Raw genomic sequence first — 17,482 nt, forward strand, 5'->3', positions numbered from 1 at the left:
GTTTACTCCCTTAAAGTACATCTGCGAAATGTGGCTTTAACTTACGATAAAGAAAATAACCAGTAAATAGCAGAATGATTGTGACTATCCAAAAATATATCGTTAGCTTCATGTCTTGCCAGAACCATTGTTTATAAATAAATATTCTTCGATAGCCATCGGTTATATAGTACATCGGATTCAATTTCAATAAGAATTGATATCGCTCAGGAATAGTGTTTATTGAATAAAATATAGGGGTGAGCCAAAAACCAAATTGAACAAACATAATTACTATTTGAGCGGTATCTTTGAAAAAGAGAACTACCGAGCTTGTAATCCAGGATATTCCCAAAACTAAAAGTATACTAGCAAATAAATAATAGAAAATTTGCAGATAGTACAAAGAAAAGCTATACCCGTATAAAAAAAACATAACAAGAAGAAATAAAATAAAAAACAAATGCACAAATAACGCAGAATATATTTTTATTACGGGTAGAATTTCTAATTTAAATACAACTTTTTTAACTAGAAAACTGTTCTCTATGACTGAGTTAGTAGATGTTTGTACCGCATCGGCGAAAAAATTCCAGGGTATAATAGCACAGGCTAACCACAAAATAAATGGAGCGTCATCTATAGGAGTACTTCGAAATCCCACTTGAAAAACAAACCAAAATAATAACAATGAAATTAATGGTTGTATGAATGCCCAGATGATTCCTAAATATGAACCAAAATATCTTTTTTTAAAATCACTCTTAGACAACTCAATGATCAACTTATGCATTGTTTTCAATTTTAATATCATACTGTCCCTCTTATTCATTTCGTATTAGTAGTAATAGAAGTTATGATTATGCTAAAATATTGTCGTACCTACAGGAAAAGGAGATTATAACGTGTCGAAACCAGTATACGGTAAAAACGCCGCTCAGTCGAGAAATGTTGAAAAGACAGCAAGTCCGATCTGGGCATTGGTTGTTGCTTTTATTTTATTTTTATGTTGGGCCCCATTTCAAGTGGGATTATTTAACGGACAGCAATTAGACTTCGAGAAGCCTATATATGTGTCAGCACTGGTAAGTGGACTTTTGCTGCTAGTCTGCCTTGGCTTATACTACAAAAAATTCAAACTAGATGAACAGAGAGACTTAGTAGCTTCAGCTTCAATATTACTGCCTCTGACTTATGCTCTATCATTGTTTGTCGCAGTTTCGCATTATATGGCTATGAATATGCTGTTTATTCAGAGCATGTATGTTGCAGTCTTCATTATAGCCTTTTATCTCATGAAGCAAAAGCAAGTAAATGTTGTCATTCAAAATGCCATACTAGCAATTGCTTATTTCATCATTGGTTTTGGACTCTTAAATTGGCTAGGTAGCAGCAAATTAGCGGGAATGCTAGTAGGTTGGTTTTCGAACACAGTTCGAAATGGTATTTATTTAGATGCAGTTATGACGGACTCTAACGGACTTCGCCTGACTTCGATCTTTCAGTATGCAAATACCTACGCCGCATTCTTGATGGCCTTTCTTTTTGTAGCCATATTTGCTCTTATTCGCTCTAAGAAATGGTATGGAACATTGACACATAGCTTTATGTTAGTTCCCATCATTGTATCAATCTTACTAACACTATCCCGTGGTGGTCTAGTATTGCTACCTGTCGTATTTATATTACTTCTGTTGTTCTTGAACCCAGCACAGCAAATCCTCTGGATTCTGCATCTTGGCGTCGCTGGTATTGCTTCGTTGCTCATTACGACTCCAGTGACTAACCTAGGACTAGAGTTAAATGCGAATTTCACTTCTTCTGGCGCCTTGAAGGGCTGGGGATACATGCTCGGAGCTTCACTAGCTGTAACTGTGGTATCTTGGGTCATTCAACGTTTTGTCGCGCCTTGGCTGGAAGAGAAGCTGAGTAATTGGTCTTCGCGTAAACTGACAGGTTTATGGATTCCACTTGGTTCTGTCGCTCTCGTCGGTATTATAGCTTTCCTGCTGATAGGTACAAGTGCAAAAAACATCTTACCTAGCAATATGGTAACTCGTCTCGAGAACATCAATTTCCAGCAACATAGCGTACTCGAGCGGATTACCTTTTATAAAGATGCCATGAAGGTAGTTAAGGATTATCCAATTATCGGTACCGGTGGAGGTGGATGGTCCTCACTATATGAACAATATCAGAACAATCCTTACATTAGCCGCCAAGTGCATAATTTCTTTTTACAATACTTAATTGAGGTTGGTATATTTGGATTCATCGTATTTATGGGATTCATTTTGTATATTTTCTATAAATACATTCGTGGGTATGTGAAACGGGATAAAAATGATTTTGAGAATGGTTTCTTTTATCTAATCATTGCACTATCCATTCTTGTGCACAGCCTACTTGATTTCAATATGAGTTATGCCTTTATGGGAATACTCGTCTTCCTTGGACTGGCGGGCATGGCAGTTGTCATGGACAGCAAACAGCTACGGAAAAGTTGGAATAAACCCGGTTTGCGGCTTGGATATTCCGCTGTACTCACGATAGGCACTGTATTCTTGTTATTCCTCTCGATTAGCTATATCGGCTCTAGTAATGCTGCCCTAAAAGGTAAAAATTTAATTGGGGTTAGTACTTCTTACGAAGAAATTAAGAAACCATTAATCGAGGCTTTAAAAGCTCGCCCGGGTCATCCAGAATCAGTCTTGTACCTATCCTCTTTGGATCAACAGGTTTTTAGTCAGAATCAAGATGAGCAATTTCTAAATGAGGCTTATAGTGTACTGACTCGCGCACTAAAAGATGAACCATACAATAAAAATATTCTAACTCAATTAGTAAGCTATTATGACTTAAAGGGCCAAAGTGATCTTGCTTACGGCGTTTACCGTGACAATGCTGATAAGTTCAACTGGGATATTGAATGGTACGACACGCTCATTAGCCGTTCTTTCTTGCTAGGGCAACAAGCTTTTGTACAAAAGGATGAGGCTAAGAAACAGGAATATTTCAAAACCGAACTTGAAGCTTATGGACATGTCATTGCTGGCATAGAGCACTTGAAGACTCTTCCATCTGAACAAATGCAAGGACGTTCGTTCTCGGTTACACCAACGATTGCACTAAACGTCGCCAAAATGCAGCAAATCTCTGGACAGGCTGAAGACGCTGCTGCAACTTTGAATCTTGGTTTTAATGAAAGTTACTCAGATATCGTCAACAGCGGAACACTCTGGGATATGAACTGGTATGATGCGCTCATCAGCCGTGCTTACGAGCTGACAGAACAAGCTCGTGCAGGGCAAGACGATGCTAGTAAACTACTTAATCTCAAGATTGGGCTTCAAGCTTATAACCAAGTGGTTGGCGACCTTAATTATCTGAAGACTCTTCCAGCAGAAGAACAAAAGGGACAATCGCTAACTATCACACCAAGTATCGCTCTGAATGCGGGCAGAATTCAGTTGATGTCTGGGCAGTTACAAAATGCTATCGGAACTTTGAAACTTGGTCTGAGCGACGATTATACGAATGCAACGAATCGTGAAATTGCCCGTTGGTACCTTGCTGCATTGAAAAAATCAAACAATGAAGATCAAGCGATTTATGATAAGCTGATCGCAGCAGATCCTGCGGAAGCAGCACAGATCGAGACAATCGCAAATTCACAGTTTTAAAAAAAATAAATCAAAAAGGTGCACCACTGTAATTACAGTGGTGCACCTTTTTTTATTGATATGAGTCCTACTTATAACCCAGCCTTAGCAACTTCACTATCTATAAGCTCTTTCATATAACGAAGTAAATCATCCTTAAGCTCCTCATGTTGAAGAGCATAATGTATAGTCGTCTGAATGAAACCCATCTTCTCACCAACGTCATGACGTTTTCCTTCAAAGTCATAAGCAATGATCCGCTCCACTTCACTCAAGCGAGAGATGGCATCCGTCAGCTGAATTTCTCCACCTACACCCACCTGCTGTTCGCCAAGCATATCAAAGATACGCGGAGTCAGGATATACCGTCCCAGGATAGCCAGGTTGGAAGGGGCATCTTCTCTCTTCGGCTTCTCTACAAGGCGGTTGGCCTTATAGACCCGCTCAGCCAATTCAGTTCCATCTACCAATCCATAACGGGAAACCTCTTCCCAAGGTACAGGTTGGACGCCTACGATGGAGGATTTGTACTGCTCGTATACTTCCATCATTTGTTTAAGACATGGTTTATTCGCTTCAACAATATCATCACCTAGCAGAACAGCAAACGGCTCATTACCAATGAATTTACGGGCACACCAAATCGCATGTCCGAGACCTCTTGGTTCTTTTTGGCGAATGTAATGGATATCAGCCATTTCGGAGGATTTGCGAACGGACTCAAGAAGTTCCCACTTCTGCTTTTCAGCTAAGTTAAATTCCAATTCAAAAGAATTATCAAAATGGTCTTCAATCGCACGTTTCCCTTTCCCCGTCACGATAATTATATCCTCGATTCCGGAAGCAACGGCTTCTTCGACAATATATTGGATCGTCGGTTTATCTACAATCGGTAACATTTCTTTAGGCATTGCTTTGGTTGCAGGCAAAAAACGGGTACCAAGACCTGCAGCGGGGATAATGGCTTTACGGATCTTCATCACATTAACTCCTTCTGTCGGTTACTCTTCCATCTAAAATACTCTGTGTAGTAAAATGGCATATTTCCTTCAATTATAGCAGTTATAGCGGACTAATGTCAGAGAGTTTGTTATATTTGTATATCAATTCCAATCAAACCAGAGAGGGAGGGAGGGAAACCCTTTACTAACTTTCACCTATACACTATCTAGTATATGCAGATTATGAGAAGGACGAGATGATATCTATAAAAAAGGGCCAAGCAACCCCAGCATTACTCTGGTAGTCACCTAGCCCTATTCCTTTAACCCTTATTATTTCGCGTTAACCAATTGTCCCCGTGTAACCCCCAACTGGTTGGTAGCCTTCAAGCTCTTCCATACCTGCGTACCAGAGATCTCACCACGCAGTGCACGGCTGTATAGGCTAATTACCTCAGCCACTTGCTCTGGTGTCTCTTCCAGGAACTCCACGCGGTACGAGGATACGCCTAGATCACGGAAATTGTTCAAATATTCCGCACCTGACTGCTCAACTGCGTTATAAACAGTATTACGGCAGCCTTCATCCACACGAACCGGATGTGACATTCCAATACGGTCTTGCAGGGATGCGCGGTGCTCTTCACATGGACGGCCACAGTTCGTAAAGTCTGTGCCTTCACTCATGAAGGTACAGTATACACAGTGCTCTGTGTGGAACATTGGCAAATGCTGATGGATTACGATCTCCATACGAGAAGTATCGCTGTGTTCAAGCAGGTCAACCATCTGTTGAATGTTCAAGTCATAGGATGGTGTTACCATGTCACAGCCTGCCTCAAGGAACAAATCCACCGCCTTATGATTGGCAATATTCAGTGAGAAATCGCCGATCAGGCGTGGATGCACGGCATCAGGCTGCTCTTGGCGGCGGCGCAGATAATAATACAGCGCGCCGGTATTGCGTACTAACACGGCATCAGGCTGCAGGCGCAGAATATTGGCGTGGTAGCCGTTCTCGCCCGGCATATGAATGCGCGGTGTGGCCAGCGCGATGCTGGCCCCTGCAGCCCGTACCGCATCTACCGCTGCCGGGAACTGCTTGATAAACTCGAAGTCGGCGTAGATGTTTCTCACGCCGGCCTCGAGCGCAGCCTGCACCTGCGGCAGGCTGCGGCACAGCGCGGTGAGCTCCGCTTCACCAGCGCGCTGCGATGCGACGCCCCTGCGGGTAGCGTCGCCGTAGACCTCGATCGCCCGTTTCACGTACACGGGCGGTTTCGGGCGCTCGCCCGCAAGCAGCTCCACCGCTTGGCGGCGGCTGCTGTTCAGCTCGCGCATAGGGACGATGACGTCGCCTTGCAGATGCGACTCTAGCGCGTCAAGCTGGAACACGGTTCCGCCCAGGCGGCCGAATTGTTCTTCCAGCAGCGCGGCATCCATCGGACGCTTTTGCGCTGTTTCCAGCGCGAGCTCCGAGTCCACACGGACGGTAACGTTCTTCTGAACGTCCGTCCACCAGGTGGTCAGCTTCTCGCCGACGCAGCCCTGCACTCGCACATGTACCGGGAATACCCGGTACGGCTTCTCTGTCTCATAAGTCTGGCGCAGCGCCTTGTCTAACGCAGGGTCATTTGTCTTCCAAATGCGGTCACCGACATTTAGACGACGCAGATCCACATCATTACGACCGGCTACGATGTCGATGATCCAGCCTTCTCCGGCTTCACCTTCGAGCTTCACACCTTTACGACGAAGGTCGTATACGCGTCCACCTTCTTCTTTTTTCGTCGGATCCCCTGCATCAAACACGATTCCGTCTCCCCGCTTAAGCGGTGCGTGAATGCGGCAGACTACACCATCGCGAAGAATTTGTTCAACTGTTCCGAGATATACACCACGGCTTTTCGGGAAAGTGCCGTCTACGAGCTTTTTATTATTCGTTCCATCTAGGAAACCATGCGTGAAACCGCGGGAGAAGCTTTGTTGCAGTTCACGAACTTCTTCCTTCGATGGTTTGGATAGATCGCCATCAAAATACCGATCAATTGCCTTACGGTACTTACTAACTACATTCGCAACGTATTCCGGGCTCTTGAGGCGCCCTTCGATTTTGAAAGAAGTTACACCCGCCTCGATCAGCTCAGGCATAAGATCAATAGCTGCCAAATCCTTAGGGGAGAGCAAATAAGTTACATCACCCATCGGTTTAACTTCTCCATCCACCATCAGATCATAAGGCAGACGGCAAGCTTGAGCACATTCTCCGCGGTTGGCGGAGCGTCCACCCCACATTTCCGAAGTTAGACATTGACCCGAATAAGAGACACATAAGGCTCCGTGCACGAATACTTCCATCGGCAGACGGGCTTGTTCCCCTATCGTCTTAATTTGCTTCAGATTGTTCTCACGACCGAGTACCACACGTTCCAAACTGAAAGGCTTAGTGAACTCAACCGCCTCCGGGGAAGTAATCGTCATCTGAGTCGATCCATGAATCGGGAAGTCTGGTGAGATTTCACGAATCATTTTGACCAACCCTAAATCCTGTACAATCACTGCGTCCACGCCAGCATCTACACAAGCGTCAATCAGTTCTTTCGCATCAGACAATTCATTTTCAAAAACCAGTATATTAAAGGTCAGGAAACCCTTCACACCATAGCTATGCAAAAACGCCATAATTTCCGTCAGCTCGTCCATGCGAAAGTTATTCGCTCTCGCCCGTGCATTAAACTTCTCTACGCCAAAAAAGATAGCATCCGCTCCGTTCGCTACCGCCGCACGCATGCAGTCCCAGTCACCTGCAGGTGCCAATAGCTCCACGTCTTCTCTGCGTATTTGTTGCTCTTTCATTTATATCCTCCCAAACCGCCATGTGGCGGGTCATTTCTAGTTGATTAACTTGATAATTGTATCAAATATCACATCTCAGCGCCATGTGTTTACCAACATTTATATAAAGAAAAGAACGCCCCACGCCATTTTGGCTACAAGGACGTTCTCATCTAATTGAATTACACTCTACTATAAGTTAGTCATGAACTCCAAACACCTCTAAACTACTCATTCCCTGTAAACCGAAACGACTGCAGCGTTTTATCCAACAAAGCTTGCTGTTCTGCAGTAGCATTGGCATCATTCAGCGTAACAGTAATCGTATAGACCACCTCATTTTTACCAAAAACAACGTGCTTACTGCGGAGAGGAACACCATTCTTGATTTGATGCACAGTAAGGATCGTAGCAGGAACACCAGCAAAGGTAGACTCCACTATACTTTCAATGCGAGGACCTTTAGGATCATTATTTTTATTCTGATAAGAATCTTTGAGCATATTCACCGCATAATCGACTGAGCTTTCAGGTTTCGAGTTAATCTGGAAACGTCCTCCGATGAACCGATACTCTACCAACTGTGTCTCGAATACATCTTGATCGGGTGTCCATAAACGTGGAATGTCGATGGCATAGCCGTATCTTTTAGATACTTTGGTTATCGTTTTATTCTTGATTGTCTTATAGTCATCGCTAGCGAGTCGCCCGAAGTTCTCCTTCAACAGATCAAAATCAATATCAATGGAGGATATAATAGCTTTGAATTTGGCCTTATCGTCTTCTTGTCCAGGAGGTGTCACATATTCAAAATAGTAACGGTACCCATTCTTGAGTACGAGTGCCTGATATTCTGTCGTCCAACCGTTGCCGAAATTCAGCTGTGTCTCACTTATTTGCGCAGGTACGCCGGAGATTTCAGACTTCATGCTACCTTTAACAACATAAGCGTCCGATACAAAGTTCTCCTGCGTTTTTGTCTTCAGCTCTTCAGCCCAGCTCTCTAGTGTAGAACCAGCAGGTGCCGATGTAATCGCCACACTCAAATGACTTCCTTGTTTGCTTTCATAATAAAAATGCTGGTCATCCTTAGTCCAAGCGGCAGGAACCTGTAGTGCGATACCATAGTCCTCATTATAGGCTTCACTTAAGCCATTCTTTACGGTAGAGAGATCACGGATTTTGTTATCCTTAGTGTCAAAAGAGGGCCGAAAAGAGCTCAGTAACCCCGCATATTTGGCTAAATCCTTATAATTAGTGGCTTTCTCATCCGTCAAATAAATCTCGTAAAGTCTACCTTCAGCATAGATCAGCCTGTTTTCCCAGAGTGCTCCGCTGGAATCTTTACTGACCAAACGTGCATAGGGTACAGAGGCTTTCGGGAACGACTCCCGGTCTAATATCAGTTCACTGCCTAACTCGACTTCCCGGACTAGTTGTTCTAATAGCCCATCTGCATCAACAGCAACTGCCTGATCACTTGCATGAATCTCCAAATAATAAAGATTGTCCGCACTGGAGAAGGTAGCCACACTCTCATCACCACCGCTATTTCCAGCAATCAGTCCAGACGGATAATTTAGTGTCCATTGAAAATAACTGTTCCCAATTTGCGTCTTCCCCACATCGCTATCAATACCAGTATCCACTGGCACATCGCCTTCATTATCTGCAGGAACTAAGGTAATGATCAGCTCACCACCGTTACCCTGGGAGAGGGTTGCACCCAGTACACTCGCCACAAAACGCAGCGGCACCATCAACACACCTGAAACCATCCGAGGTGCGGAGGTTAGTTTAACTTTAGTCTCATCCTTCCAGGCACTAATACTACCAATCGTCATTAACCCTGTATGAGAGCCGTACGTTACTTTCACTACATCATTTCCTTCTAAGGAAACCGTGCTGCCAAATGTCTTTTTAAAAACCCCGAGCGGTACCATAACCGTTCCGTTCTCCATATAAGGCCGCTCAATAGTCACCTTCTTGCCATTCACCGTAGCAGAAGTACTGCCCACTTTAAGACTCAACTGTAGCTTGTCTGTTTCTGCCGCCCGTGCGGTTGGTATCGGTAATATAGAAAATAGCAATAATAAGGCCAGTATCGCACACAATCCTTGTTTTAAAACTTTAAAGCCCATTTACCGTCCTCCTCTCTAGTTTCCTGATCACTCTTCCGTATGCTCGTCCCCATCTGTTCCTGAACCCTCTTCACTTAATAGGGGATCACCCTGAGTGAGCACCAGCTTACGGATGACGATATCCCCATCACTTTGCATAACCAGTCGTACCGTTGTACCCGGAGAATAGCTTTTAAACAATTCATTAATATCAACTAGTGAGACCACACGGTGGCCGTCAATGCTGTACAAGACGTCATCTTCGGCAACACCCGCCTTGCGTGCTTCAGCAGAAATCACTTTGGTTACAGTCAGGGGATCAAGCGTTGGCAAGCCCACAATCGAGGACCAACTCGGCTCCAACTCCAATCCAAGACTCGGGTGTTTTACTTCACCATACTTAAAAAGCTGGTTCATAATATACTGCACGGTATCCGACGGTATAGAGAAACCCATATTCTCCACGCCCACCGCTGAGTATTTCAGGCTGTTTATTCCCAGCACTTCGCCCTTCATATTCACAAGAGGGCCCCCGCTATTCCCGGGATTAATCGCTGTGTCACTTTGGATCAGACGATAAGCCGCAGCTACTTCGCGGTTAAGGCCACTTATAACCCCTACGGTCGCTGAATTCCTTAGAGAAAAGCTAATCGGTGTTCCGACGGCCACTACCTTCTCACCAACAACGGTTTTGCCGGTCGATGGAATAAACTTTGCAGGTTTAAGGGAGGTGGCATTGATTTTGATCAGGGCCAGATCACTAACTTCATCTAGATATGTTTCTTTAATGCTGTAGGTTTTGGAGTCCGACGTCACTACCAAAGCATTCTGCAGATCCTTGATGACATGTGCATTGGTTACAATCCATCCATTCGATTTCACAATAATCCCAGAACCATGCGTCAGATTGTATCGATCATCCGGTCCGCTATTGCCTCCACTATCGTCTTTGCCGATAATGCCCACTACGGAGGGGGTGATACTTTTAATAATCCCTGGTACGGGGTCTTCCGCTGCTGTTGAATTTTTGATTTTGTCTCTCTGGGTTGTGGTCGCCGCGCTAACCGTCTTAGTCGTATCACCCAACGCATAAACCGACTCACTCCATACTCCTGACAGTAACACACCGCACAGCAGCAAGCCCATTCCTTTCTTCACCAGTTTCTCCCCAATCCTCATCAACCTTCACCAGACCCTCTCTCTGCGAATGGATTAATTTTACATTATATAATTTGAAAAAAAGACACCTTCAATGCGCCCACGGCGTTAAAGGAGTCTTTTGGTGCAAAGCTGTTCAATTTAATTCTTCCGTTAACTTAACCAATGCATCACCATGGCATAGTCAGAGATTATAAAAACCAACAAACTAACCGCTCCGAAAGCAATGGCGAACTTGTTCTTTTGGGGAGCTCTCAGTAACCGAACGACTCCAACCAAAATTAGGATAGTGAATAAAATCATAAAAACATCAAAGGTATGAAATTTAGACGGTCCTTGCGCGGCAACTTCTGCAAGTAGCATTACCTTACCTCCTCAAAAATGTTGTCAAGCAAGATCCAGTATTCCCCATATCCTCTTCTATGTTATCGCTACCATTTGGGCGATGCAATAGGTTTTGTAGAAAAATTATGTATTTGTCGCAAAAAAAATATTTCATTACTGCAAAATCGGATAAATTAATGATTTTGTTCATTGACGTTTGGTATTTTACAGTGAATTTGATGCGAGCCTGACGAGTAATGGTCGATCTTCGTGAAGGTGATTACGGAAGTTATTTTGTGTCTTGAAAAAAAAGAATTGAAATATATGGCTCTATCTAAAAATCAGAAGTTGACATTACGAGCGGACAAACTGATACATTAAGCAAGACCTAGCGTATCGCGTGAGATCTAATATAGGAATTCCTCCCTATATTAGACGATTGAATTTTAAAACGGAAGTTATAGGTAATTTTCCCATATAAATTCCGAAAGATCTAATATCCATATCCAAACGTTTAATAGAGTTACATGTAAGATCAATTATTTGTTTTTCAAGGAACCTTTGAGCCTACTTTTATTCCATTCCCCATAAAGCATACCTACAGCTTCAAAATACCCCTCATTGAATCTTACGAGGGACATGCCCTACATATGCCTATCTTGTATATTATTATTCTTTTTTATAGCAATGAAAAAGAGCCGTTGGAGTGATCCGGCAGCTCTTTTTTAATGCTCATTTTCAGTTGTCCACTAGTGCACAATATCATCCTGCTACACATTAGTTTCTTCCTTTTTGACATCCATTCTGACGCTAATATTAGGAAGTAATTTCTTTAATTTTAAACAAGGTTTTTCGATGTATTTCCAAGATAACGTTGATACAATAAATGTCGCTATTGTGGCACTTACAAACAAACCATACGCACCTATTTTATTGCCGGTCATGATAATGATCATTTGCTGAATAGGCCAAGCAAAAATGTACAACCCATAAGACGGATCACCTATTTTGTGAAAATGTTTGTTACTAAAGTTAATGCCTACACATATAACAAGGTAAGGAAAAAGTATCATATTCCAGTTATTGAATTGTGATAATTGAGTTGATAACCACAGCAATAAAAGTGCAAGCACCAGAAATCGATGACTATATAGTATTTTATCCCTATATAAATACATCAATGACCCCATGCAGTAGTAATAGGCGAACTTTATAAAGTTTGGTAATTCGAATGATCCAAGTACCCAAAAATGTTTAACTGATACTGAAAAAGGAACATATGAATATTTGACATTCATAAAATACAACACACCAAGAATGATCGTGAATATAACCATTAGAAATCGGTGTCTAAGCATTAGAAAGAATGAAAGCACAATCAGTAGGATATAGCAACCTAGTTCAAGTTGGAGCGTCCACATTGACCCATTAGCTAACGCCCCCCCATTACCAGGAAATGGGGCATTCGTAAATAAATCTACGGGAGCGTTCAAGAATTTCTCACCAATATTGAAAGTGATGTTATACAAGACGAATTTCCACGTACTGTCTGATGAAAAATAGTCTCCCATACTCAAATTTGTAAACAATGGTCCAACGACAAATGAAATTAGCACAAGACAAACAAAGAATGCTGGAACAATACGGATTAACCTTTTTAGCAGGAAATCCAAATAGTTTCGGCTATTTTCAATACTTTGTGTTGTTAAAAACCCGCTTAAGATAAAAAAACCAAACACAGCCAAACTCCCTGCGTCGATCGCTTTTGTTAGTTTTATTACTATTTCGGTTGCACCAGTAGGATTACCTGTTAGTGCAAATGAATGAGAGTAAATTACCATAATAGCGAATATCAACCTCAGTATATCAAACGAGTTTCTATCCCTTCTATATAATTCTCCCAATGTCTTAGTGGAGCCCCACAAATCAATTCCCCCTATGAGTTATTAACTGTTATATATTAGCATACTATTAATAATCCACATAGGTTAAGTACGTTCGTTAATATCCATTTTGTTGCGTAAAAGTATCATTGCTTCACTCTATAAGTAATATTTCCCTAAATTGTGCTGAACGATATTGAATCCAAATCCAACCAATCATTCCCTGTTACAAAGGCTCTGATCTGGACATTGCCATTAGTTAAAATGTCTACAACACAAGCAGATGCGTTACCTGCATATTTAACGTAACAATGCTAAATCTTGCTTTTGGTCGATAATCGACAGGCAAGTTGAATAATATTGTTCCTGCAATTGAGACTCCACTTTTAATATTCCAGTTTGATCTTTATATTACCCTACACTATTATTCACCGCCAAATTCAACCCAACTATTTAAAAGTGAAGAAATATGCCAATAATCATCAAAGATATTTGAATTGTTAGCAAACACGTTTCCACTAATGAATAAATTGGATTTACCGTTATCAAATATAACATTGTCAACGATGTATGTTTCAGCAAATACTCCGCTTCCTCCGTAATTCGCTACATAGATTCCGTATTTCCGTGTCTTAACTTCTTGTTCATCGTAGCAAATGTTATTATTTATACTAATACCCTTACCTTGTTTAGGTAGAATAACACCCTTATAGGCTAGGCCTAACCGCCACCAACAGAAAACCCTTTTTAATTACAGTTAGAAGTAACATTATTTTTTACAGTTATATAGGAACAGTTAGTGATAGAGATTCCATCAGCTCCACAACCTGTGATAATGTTATATATAATGTGCATATCACCAAGTGTTGACACACCAGTATCCATCAACTACGTACTAATCCAGAATACAAAGTAAGTCAATCCTTAAGAGTAGGTTAGTCTCCCCTAAACGTATCAGCCTTTGCCTCGTTCGTCACTTGCTTGCTTTCACTCGGACACCGCCATGTTATCCATCACTGTTTCCAGGTCATCCGGCACCTGTTGGATTTTCGTTACACCGAGCATGGTGACATTATATCTAATACATTTCGCTACATGAGCCGCTTCGATTGCATCAATGAATTTACAGCTTACTCTATATTTATCACACCCACAATTCATCCACATTGAAATATGCTTTCGTCGGTATGGTAGATCTAGATACCTCTTTGATAACCTCTATTAATCTCTTACTCATTATGTTCTAGTTTCAGCTAGACTTCGAGCAGTCTGCGTCTCCGTAAATCAATTAAGTCATCCATAACACAAGCCTCCATAGCATATTTCAGTAGAAAATGAAAATTAAATTAGACCTTGCAATTAATTCAGGATCCTCTGATTATAATACAATTCACTCCTTGCAGTTGGTCTACAAATAGGCGGACTGTTCCATAGGGCACTTGTCCCTTCAAGCTCGCTTGTAGAGCTTCCCTGGACAACAATTTATAGCTCAGAAGCCAATGTTGACCTCTTTGCTTCCGGGAACAACTTACTTTCAATCAAACCTCGTTTGACTTTGGACGAGTTGAAACGAGAGATCAAAAAAAGATGACCCCCTGTTCAATACAGAGATCATCTTCTTGAATCTACCTGACTTTTTTTTCATTTAAACTATCTCGTAACTTATCTCACGTCGTTTCCGCCGTCTCAAGCATAAGCGCTTCAGTACGCTCCGTATCACGAATCAGAACTGGCTTCAGATACTTACCTGTGTAAGACTCCGTAACAGTAATGATCTTCTCTGGTGTTCCTGTTGCCAGTACGGTTCCGCCGCCACTGCCGCCTTCTGGTCCCATATCGATGATATAATCAGCAGTCTTAATAACGTCCAGATTATGCTCAATGACAAGAACCGATTCTCCGGAATCCACCAAGCGGTGCAATACTTCTAGTAAACGACCAATGTCGTCCACATGCAGACCTGTTGTAGGCTCATCCAAAATATAGAGTGTCTTGCCTGTACTACGACGGTATAGCTCAGAAGCCAACTTCACACGCTGCGCTTCACCACCGGATAATGTTGTACCTGGCTGACCAATCTTAATGTAGCCAAGACCCACATCCATCAGCGTTTGCATTTTACGGTGAATACGAGGGATATTCACGAAGAACTCTGTAGCATCCTCTACAGTCATCTCCAGCACGTCGGAAATGTTTTTCCCTTTATATTTCACTTCTAGTGTTTCCCGGTTATAACGTTTACCTTTACATACCTCGCAAGGAACGTATACGTCAGGCAAGAAGTGCATCTCAATCTTGATAATTCCGTCCCCACGGCAAGCTTCACAGCGTCCGCCTTTTACGTTAAAGCTAAAGCGTCCCTTTTGGAACCCCCGTACCTTTGCCTCATTCGTCTTCGAGAACAGATCACGAATGTCGTCAAATACGCCAGTATAGGTTGCTGGGTTAGAGCGTGGTGTACGCCCAATTGGCGATTGGTCGATTTCAATAACCTTATCGAGATTTTCCAAGCCACGAATTTCTTTGTGCTGACCCGGACGCACCTTCACAGCCTTATTCAGCTGCCGTGCCAAGCTCTTGTACAGAATTTCGTTAATAAGTGAAGATTTACCGGAGCCCGACACACCAGTCACCGCCGTAAATACACCCAATGGAATCTTCACATTCACATTTTTCAGGTTATTCTCTTTAGCGCCACGAATTTCTATCCAACGATCATCGGTAGCACGACGCTTAGCGGTAACTGGAATAAACTTACGACCGCTTAAATATTCACCGGTTAAGGAATTCGGATCTTTCATAATCTCTTCCGGTGTTCCTTGCGCCATAACTTGTCCACCATGAATACCCGCACCCGGTCCGATATCAATAATATAGTCCGCTGCCATCATCGTATCTTCGTCATGCTCTACAACAATCAACGTATTGCCTAGGTCACGCATATGAGCAAGCGTAGAGATCAGGCGATCATTATCCCGTTGATGCAGACCAATACTTGGCTCATCCAGAATGTACAGTACACCCATCAAACTGGAACCGATCTGAGTGGCCAACCGGATACGCTGTGCTTCACCACCAGATAGCGAGCCTGCTGCGCGGCTAAGTGTCAAATAGTCCAGTCCGACATTCACCAGGAATCCCAGACGATTGCAGATTTCCTTAAGAATGAGATTGGCGATAGCTGTCTCTTTCTCACTTAACTTTATTTCTTCAAACCAATGCTGACAGTCACCAATCGAGAGATCGGTAATATCCGAAATATTTTGCTCGTTGATCGTAACCGCCAAAATTTCTTTTTTCAGACGTTTGCCTTTACATACATGACAAGGCTTAGCACTCATAAATCCTTCGATAAATTCACGAATACCGTCAGATGCGGTCTCCCGGTAACGACGCTCCAGATTCGGAATAATCCCTTCAAAAGCAACCATCGCATCTTTCTTTTGTCCAAAATCATTCTCATATTTGAAGCGAACCTTCTCACTACCTGTACCATGCAGTAATTTATTCATATGATCAGGTGTTAAACTGCTCACTGGAATGTTCTGTGGAATATTAAAATGCTCACACACGGACTTCAGAAATTGCGGATAGTAATTAGAAGTACTTCCGGTCCAAGCTAAAAAAGCACCTTCTTCAATGGATTTCTCAGCATCAGGAATAAGCAGATCTGGATCGACCACCATCTTCATTCCAAGTCCATCGCACTCTGTGCAGGCTCCAAACGGACTGTTGAAGGAGAACATACGTGGTGCCAGTTCTTCAATACTGAAACCACAAATCGGACAAGCAAAATTAGAACTGAACAGCAGCTCTTCCTGACCGATGATATCCACAAGGATTTTACCGCCCGAAAGTTTAAGTGCTGTCTCCAGTGAATCCGTCAGCCGGGTCTCCACATCGTCTTTAACGACGATCCGGTCTACAACAACTTCTATGGTGTGTTTTTTATTCTTCTCAAGTTCAATATCCTCAGACAGATCTCTTAGCTCACCGTCCACACGCACACGTACGAACCCTTGCTTAGAAATATCTGTGAAGAGTCCTTTGTGTTCACCTTTACGTCCTGAAATAATAGGCGCTAGGATTTGCAAACGAGTCTTCTCAGGATACTGCATAATCCGGTCTACCATTTGTTCAACGGTCTGGGAAGTAATCTCAATTCCATGCTCTGGACAATGAGGGTGACCGATCCGAGCAAAAAGCAACCGGAGATAGTCATAGATCTCAGTAACCGTACCAACTGTGGAGCGCGGGTTGCGACTTGTTGTCTTCTGATCAATAGAGATTGCCGGGGATAATCCGTCTATCGAATCCACATCCGGCTTCTCCATTTGCCCCAAGAACTGACGAGCATAAGCTGACAAAGATTCAACATAACGCCGCTGTCCTTCAGCATAAATCGTATCAAATGCAAGCGAAGACTTACCCGAGCCGCTCAGCCCCGTCAGCACGACGAAACGGTCACGTGGAATCGTCACATCGATGTTTTTGAGATTGTGCGCCCTCGCGCCTTTAATTACAATATTATCGTTCGCCAACGGAACCTCTCCTTAATGAATCAAATATCAAAACTTTAA

9 protein-coding genes are annotated in these 17,482 nt (G+C 42.7%); 1 reads left to right on the top strand and 8 read right to left on the bottom strand.

Annotated features, from left to right (window positions below):
- Positions 1 to 10: 10 nt before the first annotated feature.
- A complete protein-coding gene (locus MKY19_RS27810; RefSeq protein ID WP_339798968.1) occupies positions 11 to 772 on the bottom strand; it encodes an ABC transporter permease in 762 nt (253 codons plus the stop codon).
- 112 nt (positions 773 to 884) lie between these two features.
- Between MKY19_RS27810 and MKY19_RS27815 the strand changes: the two genes are divergently transcribed.
- The gene (locus MKY19_RS27815; protein ID WP_339798971.1) at positions 885 to 3,662 is read left to right on the top strand and encodes an O-antigen ligase family protein; all 2,778 of its coding nucleotides are present in this window, start codon (positions 885 to 887) and stop codon (positions 3,660 to 3,662) included.
- Positions 3,663 to 3,733: 71 nt separating this feature from the next.
- Here MKY19_RS27815 and galU read toward each other — a convergent pair whose 3' ends face one another.
- From galU to uvrA, 7 genes are all read right to left on the bottom strand, one after another.
- Complete coding sequence (gene galU / locus MKY19_RS27820) at positions 3,734 to 4,621, bottom strand: UTP--glucose-1-phosphate uridylyltransferase GalU (RefSeq protein WP_339798974.1); 888 nt, start codon at positions 4,619 to 4,621, stop codon at positions 3,734 to 3,736.
- A gap of 294 nt (positions 4,622 to 4,915) precedes the next feature.
- Positions 4,916 to 7,438 (bottom strand): U32 family peptidase, encoded by a 2,523-nt coding sequence (locus tag MKY19_RS27825; protein WP_339798977.1) that lies wholly within the window; start codon positions 7,436 to 7,438, stop codon positions 4,916 to 4,918.
- Positions 7,439 to 7,644: 206 nt separating this feature from the next.
- Complete coding sequence (locus MKY19_RS27830; RefSeq protein ID WP_339798980.1) at positions 7,645 to 9,558, bottom strand: stalk domain-containing protein; 1,914 nt, start codon at positions 9,556 to 9,558, stop codon at positions 7,645 to 7,647.
- Positions 9,559 to 9,585: 27 nt separating this feature from the next.
- Positions 9,586 to 10,695, bottom strand: a complete 1,110-nt coding sequence (locus MKY19_RS27835) for a trypsin-like peptidase domain-containing protein (RefSeq protein WP_339798983.1) — start codon at positions 10,693 to 10,695, stop codon at positions 9,586 to 9,588.
- 153 nt (positions 10,696 to 10,848) lie between these two features.
- Positions 10,849 to 11,058 carry a hypothetical protein gene (locus MKY19_RS27840; protein WP_042192275.1) on the bottom strand — a complete coding sequence of 70 codons (210 nt, stop codon included), beginning with the start codon at positions 11,056 to 11,058 and terminating at the stop codon, positions 10,849 to 10,851.
- A 731-nt stretch (positions 11,059 to 11,789) separates the two neighbouring features.
- Positions 11,790 to 12,923 carry an acyltransferase gene (locus MKY19_RS27845; protein ID WP_339798987.1) on the bottom strand — a complete coding sequence of 378 codons (1,134 nt, stop codon included), beginning with the start codon at positions 12,921 to 12,923 and terminating at the stop codon, positions 11,790 to 11,792.
- 1,646 nt (positions 12,924 to 14,569) lie between these two features.
- Positions 14,570 to 17,443 carry an excinuclease ABC subunit UvrA gene (uvrA, locus tag MKY19_RS27850; protein ID WP_339798991.1) on the bottom strand — a complete coding sequence of 958 codons (2,874 nt, stop codon included), beginning with the start codon at positions 17,441 to 17,443 and terminating at the stop codon, positions 14,570 to 14,572.
- Positions 17,444 to 17,482 lie beyond the last annotated feature (39 nt).

The sequence above is a fragment of the Paenibacillus sp. FSL R5-0744 genome (genome assembly GCF_037972555.1).
GTDB lineage: Bacteria > Bacillota > Bacilli > Paenibacillales > Paenibacillaceae > Paenibacillus_AQ.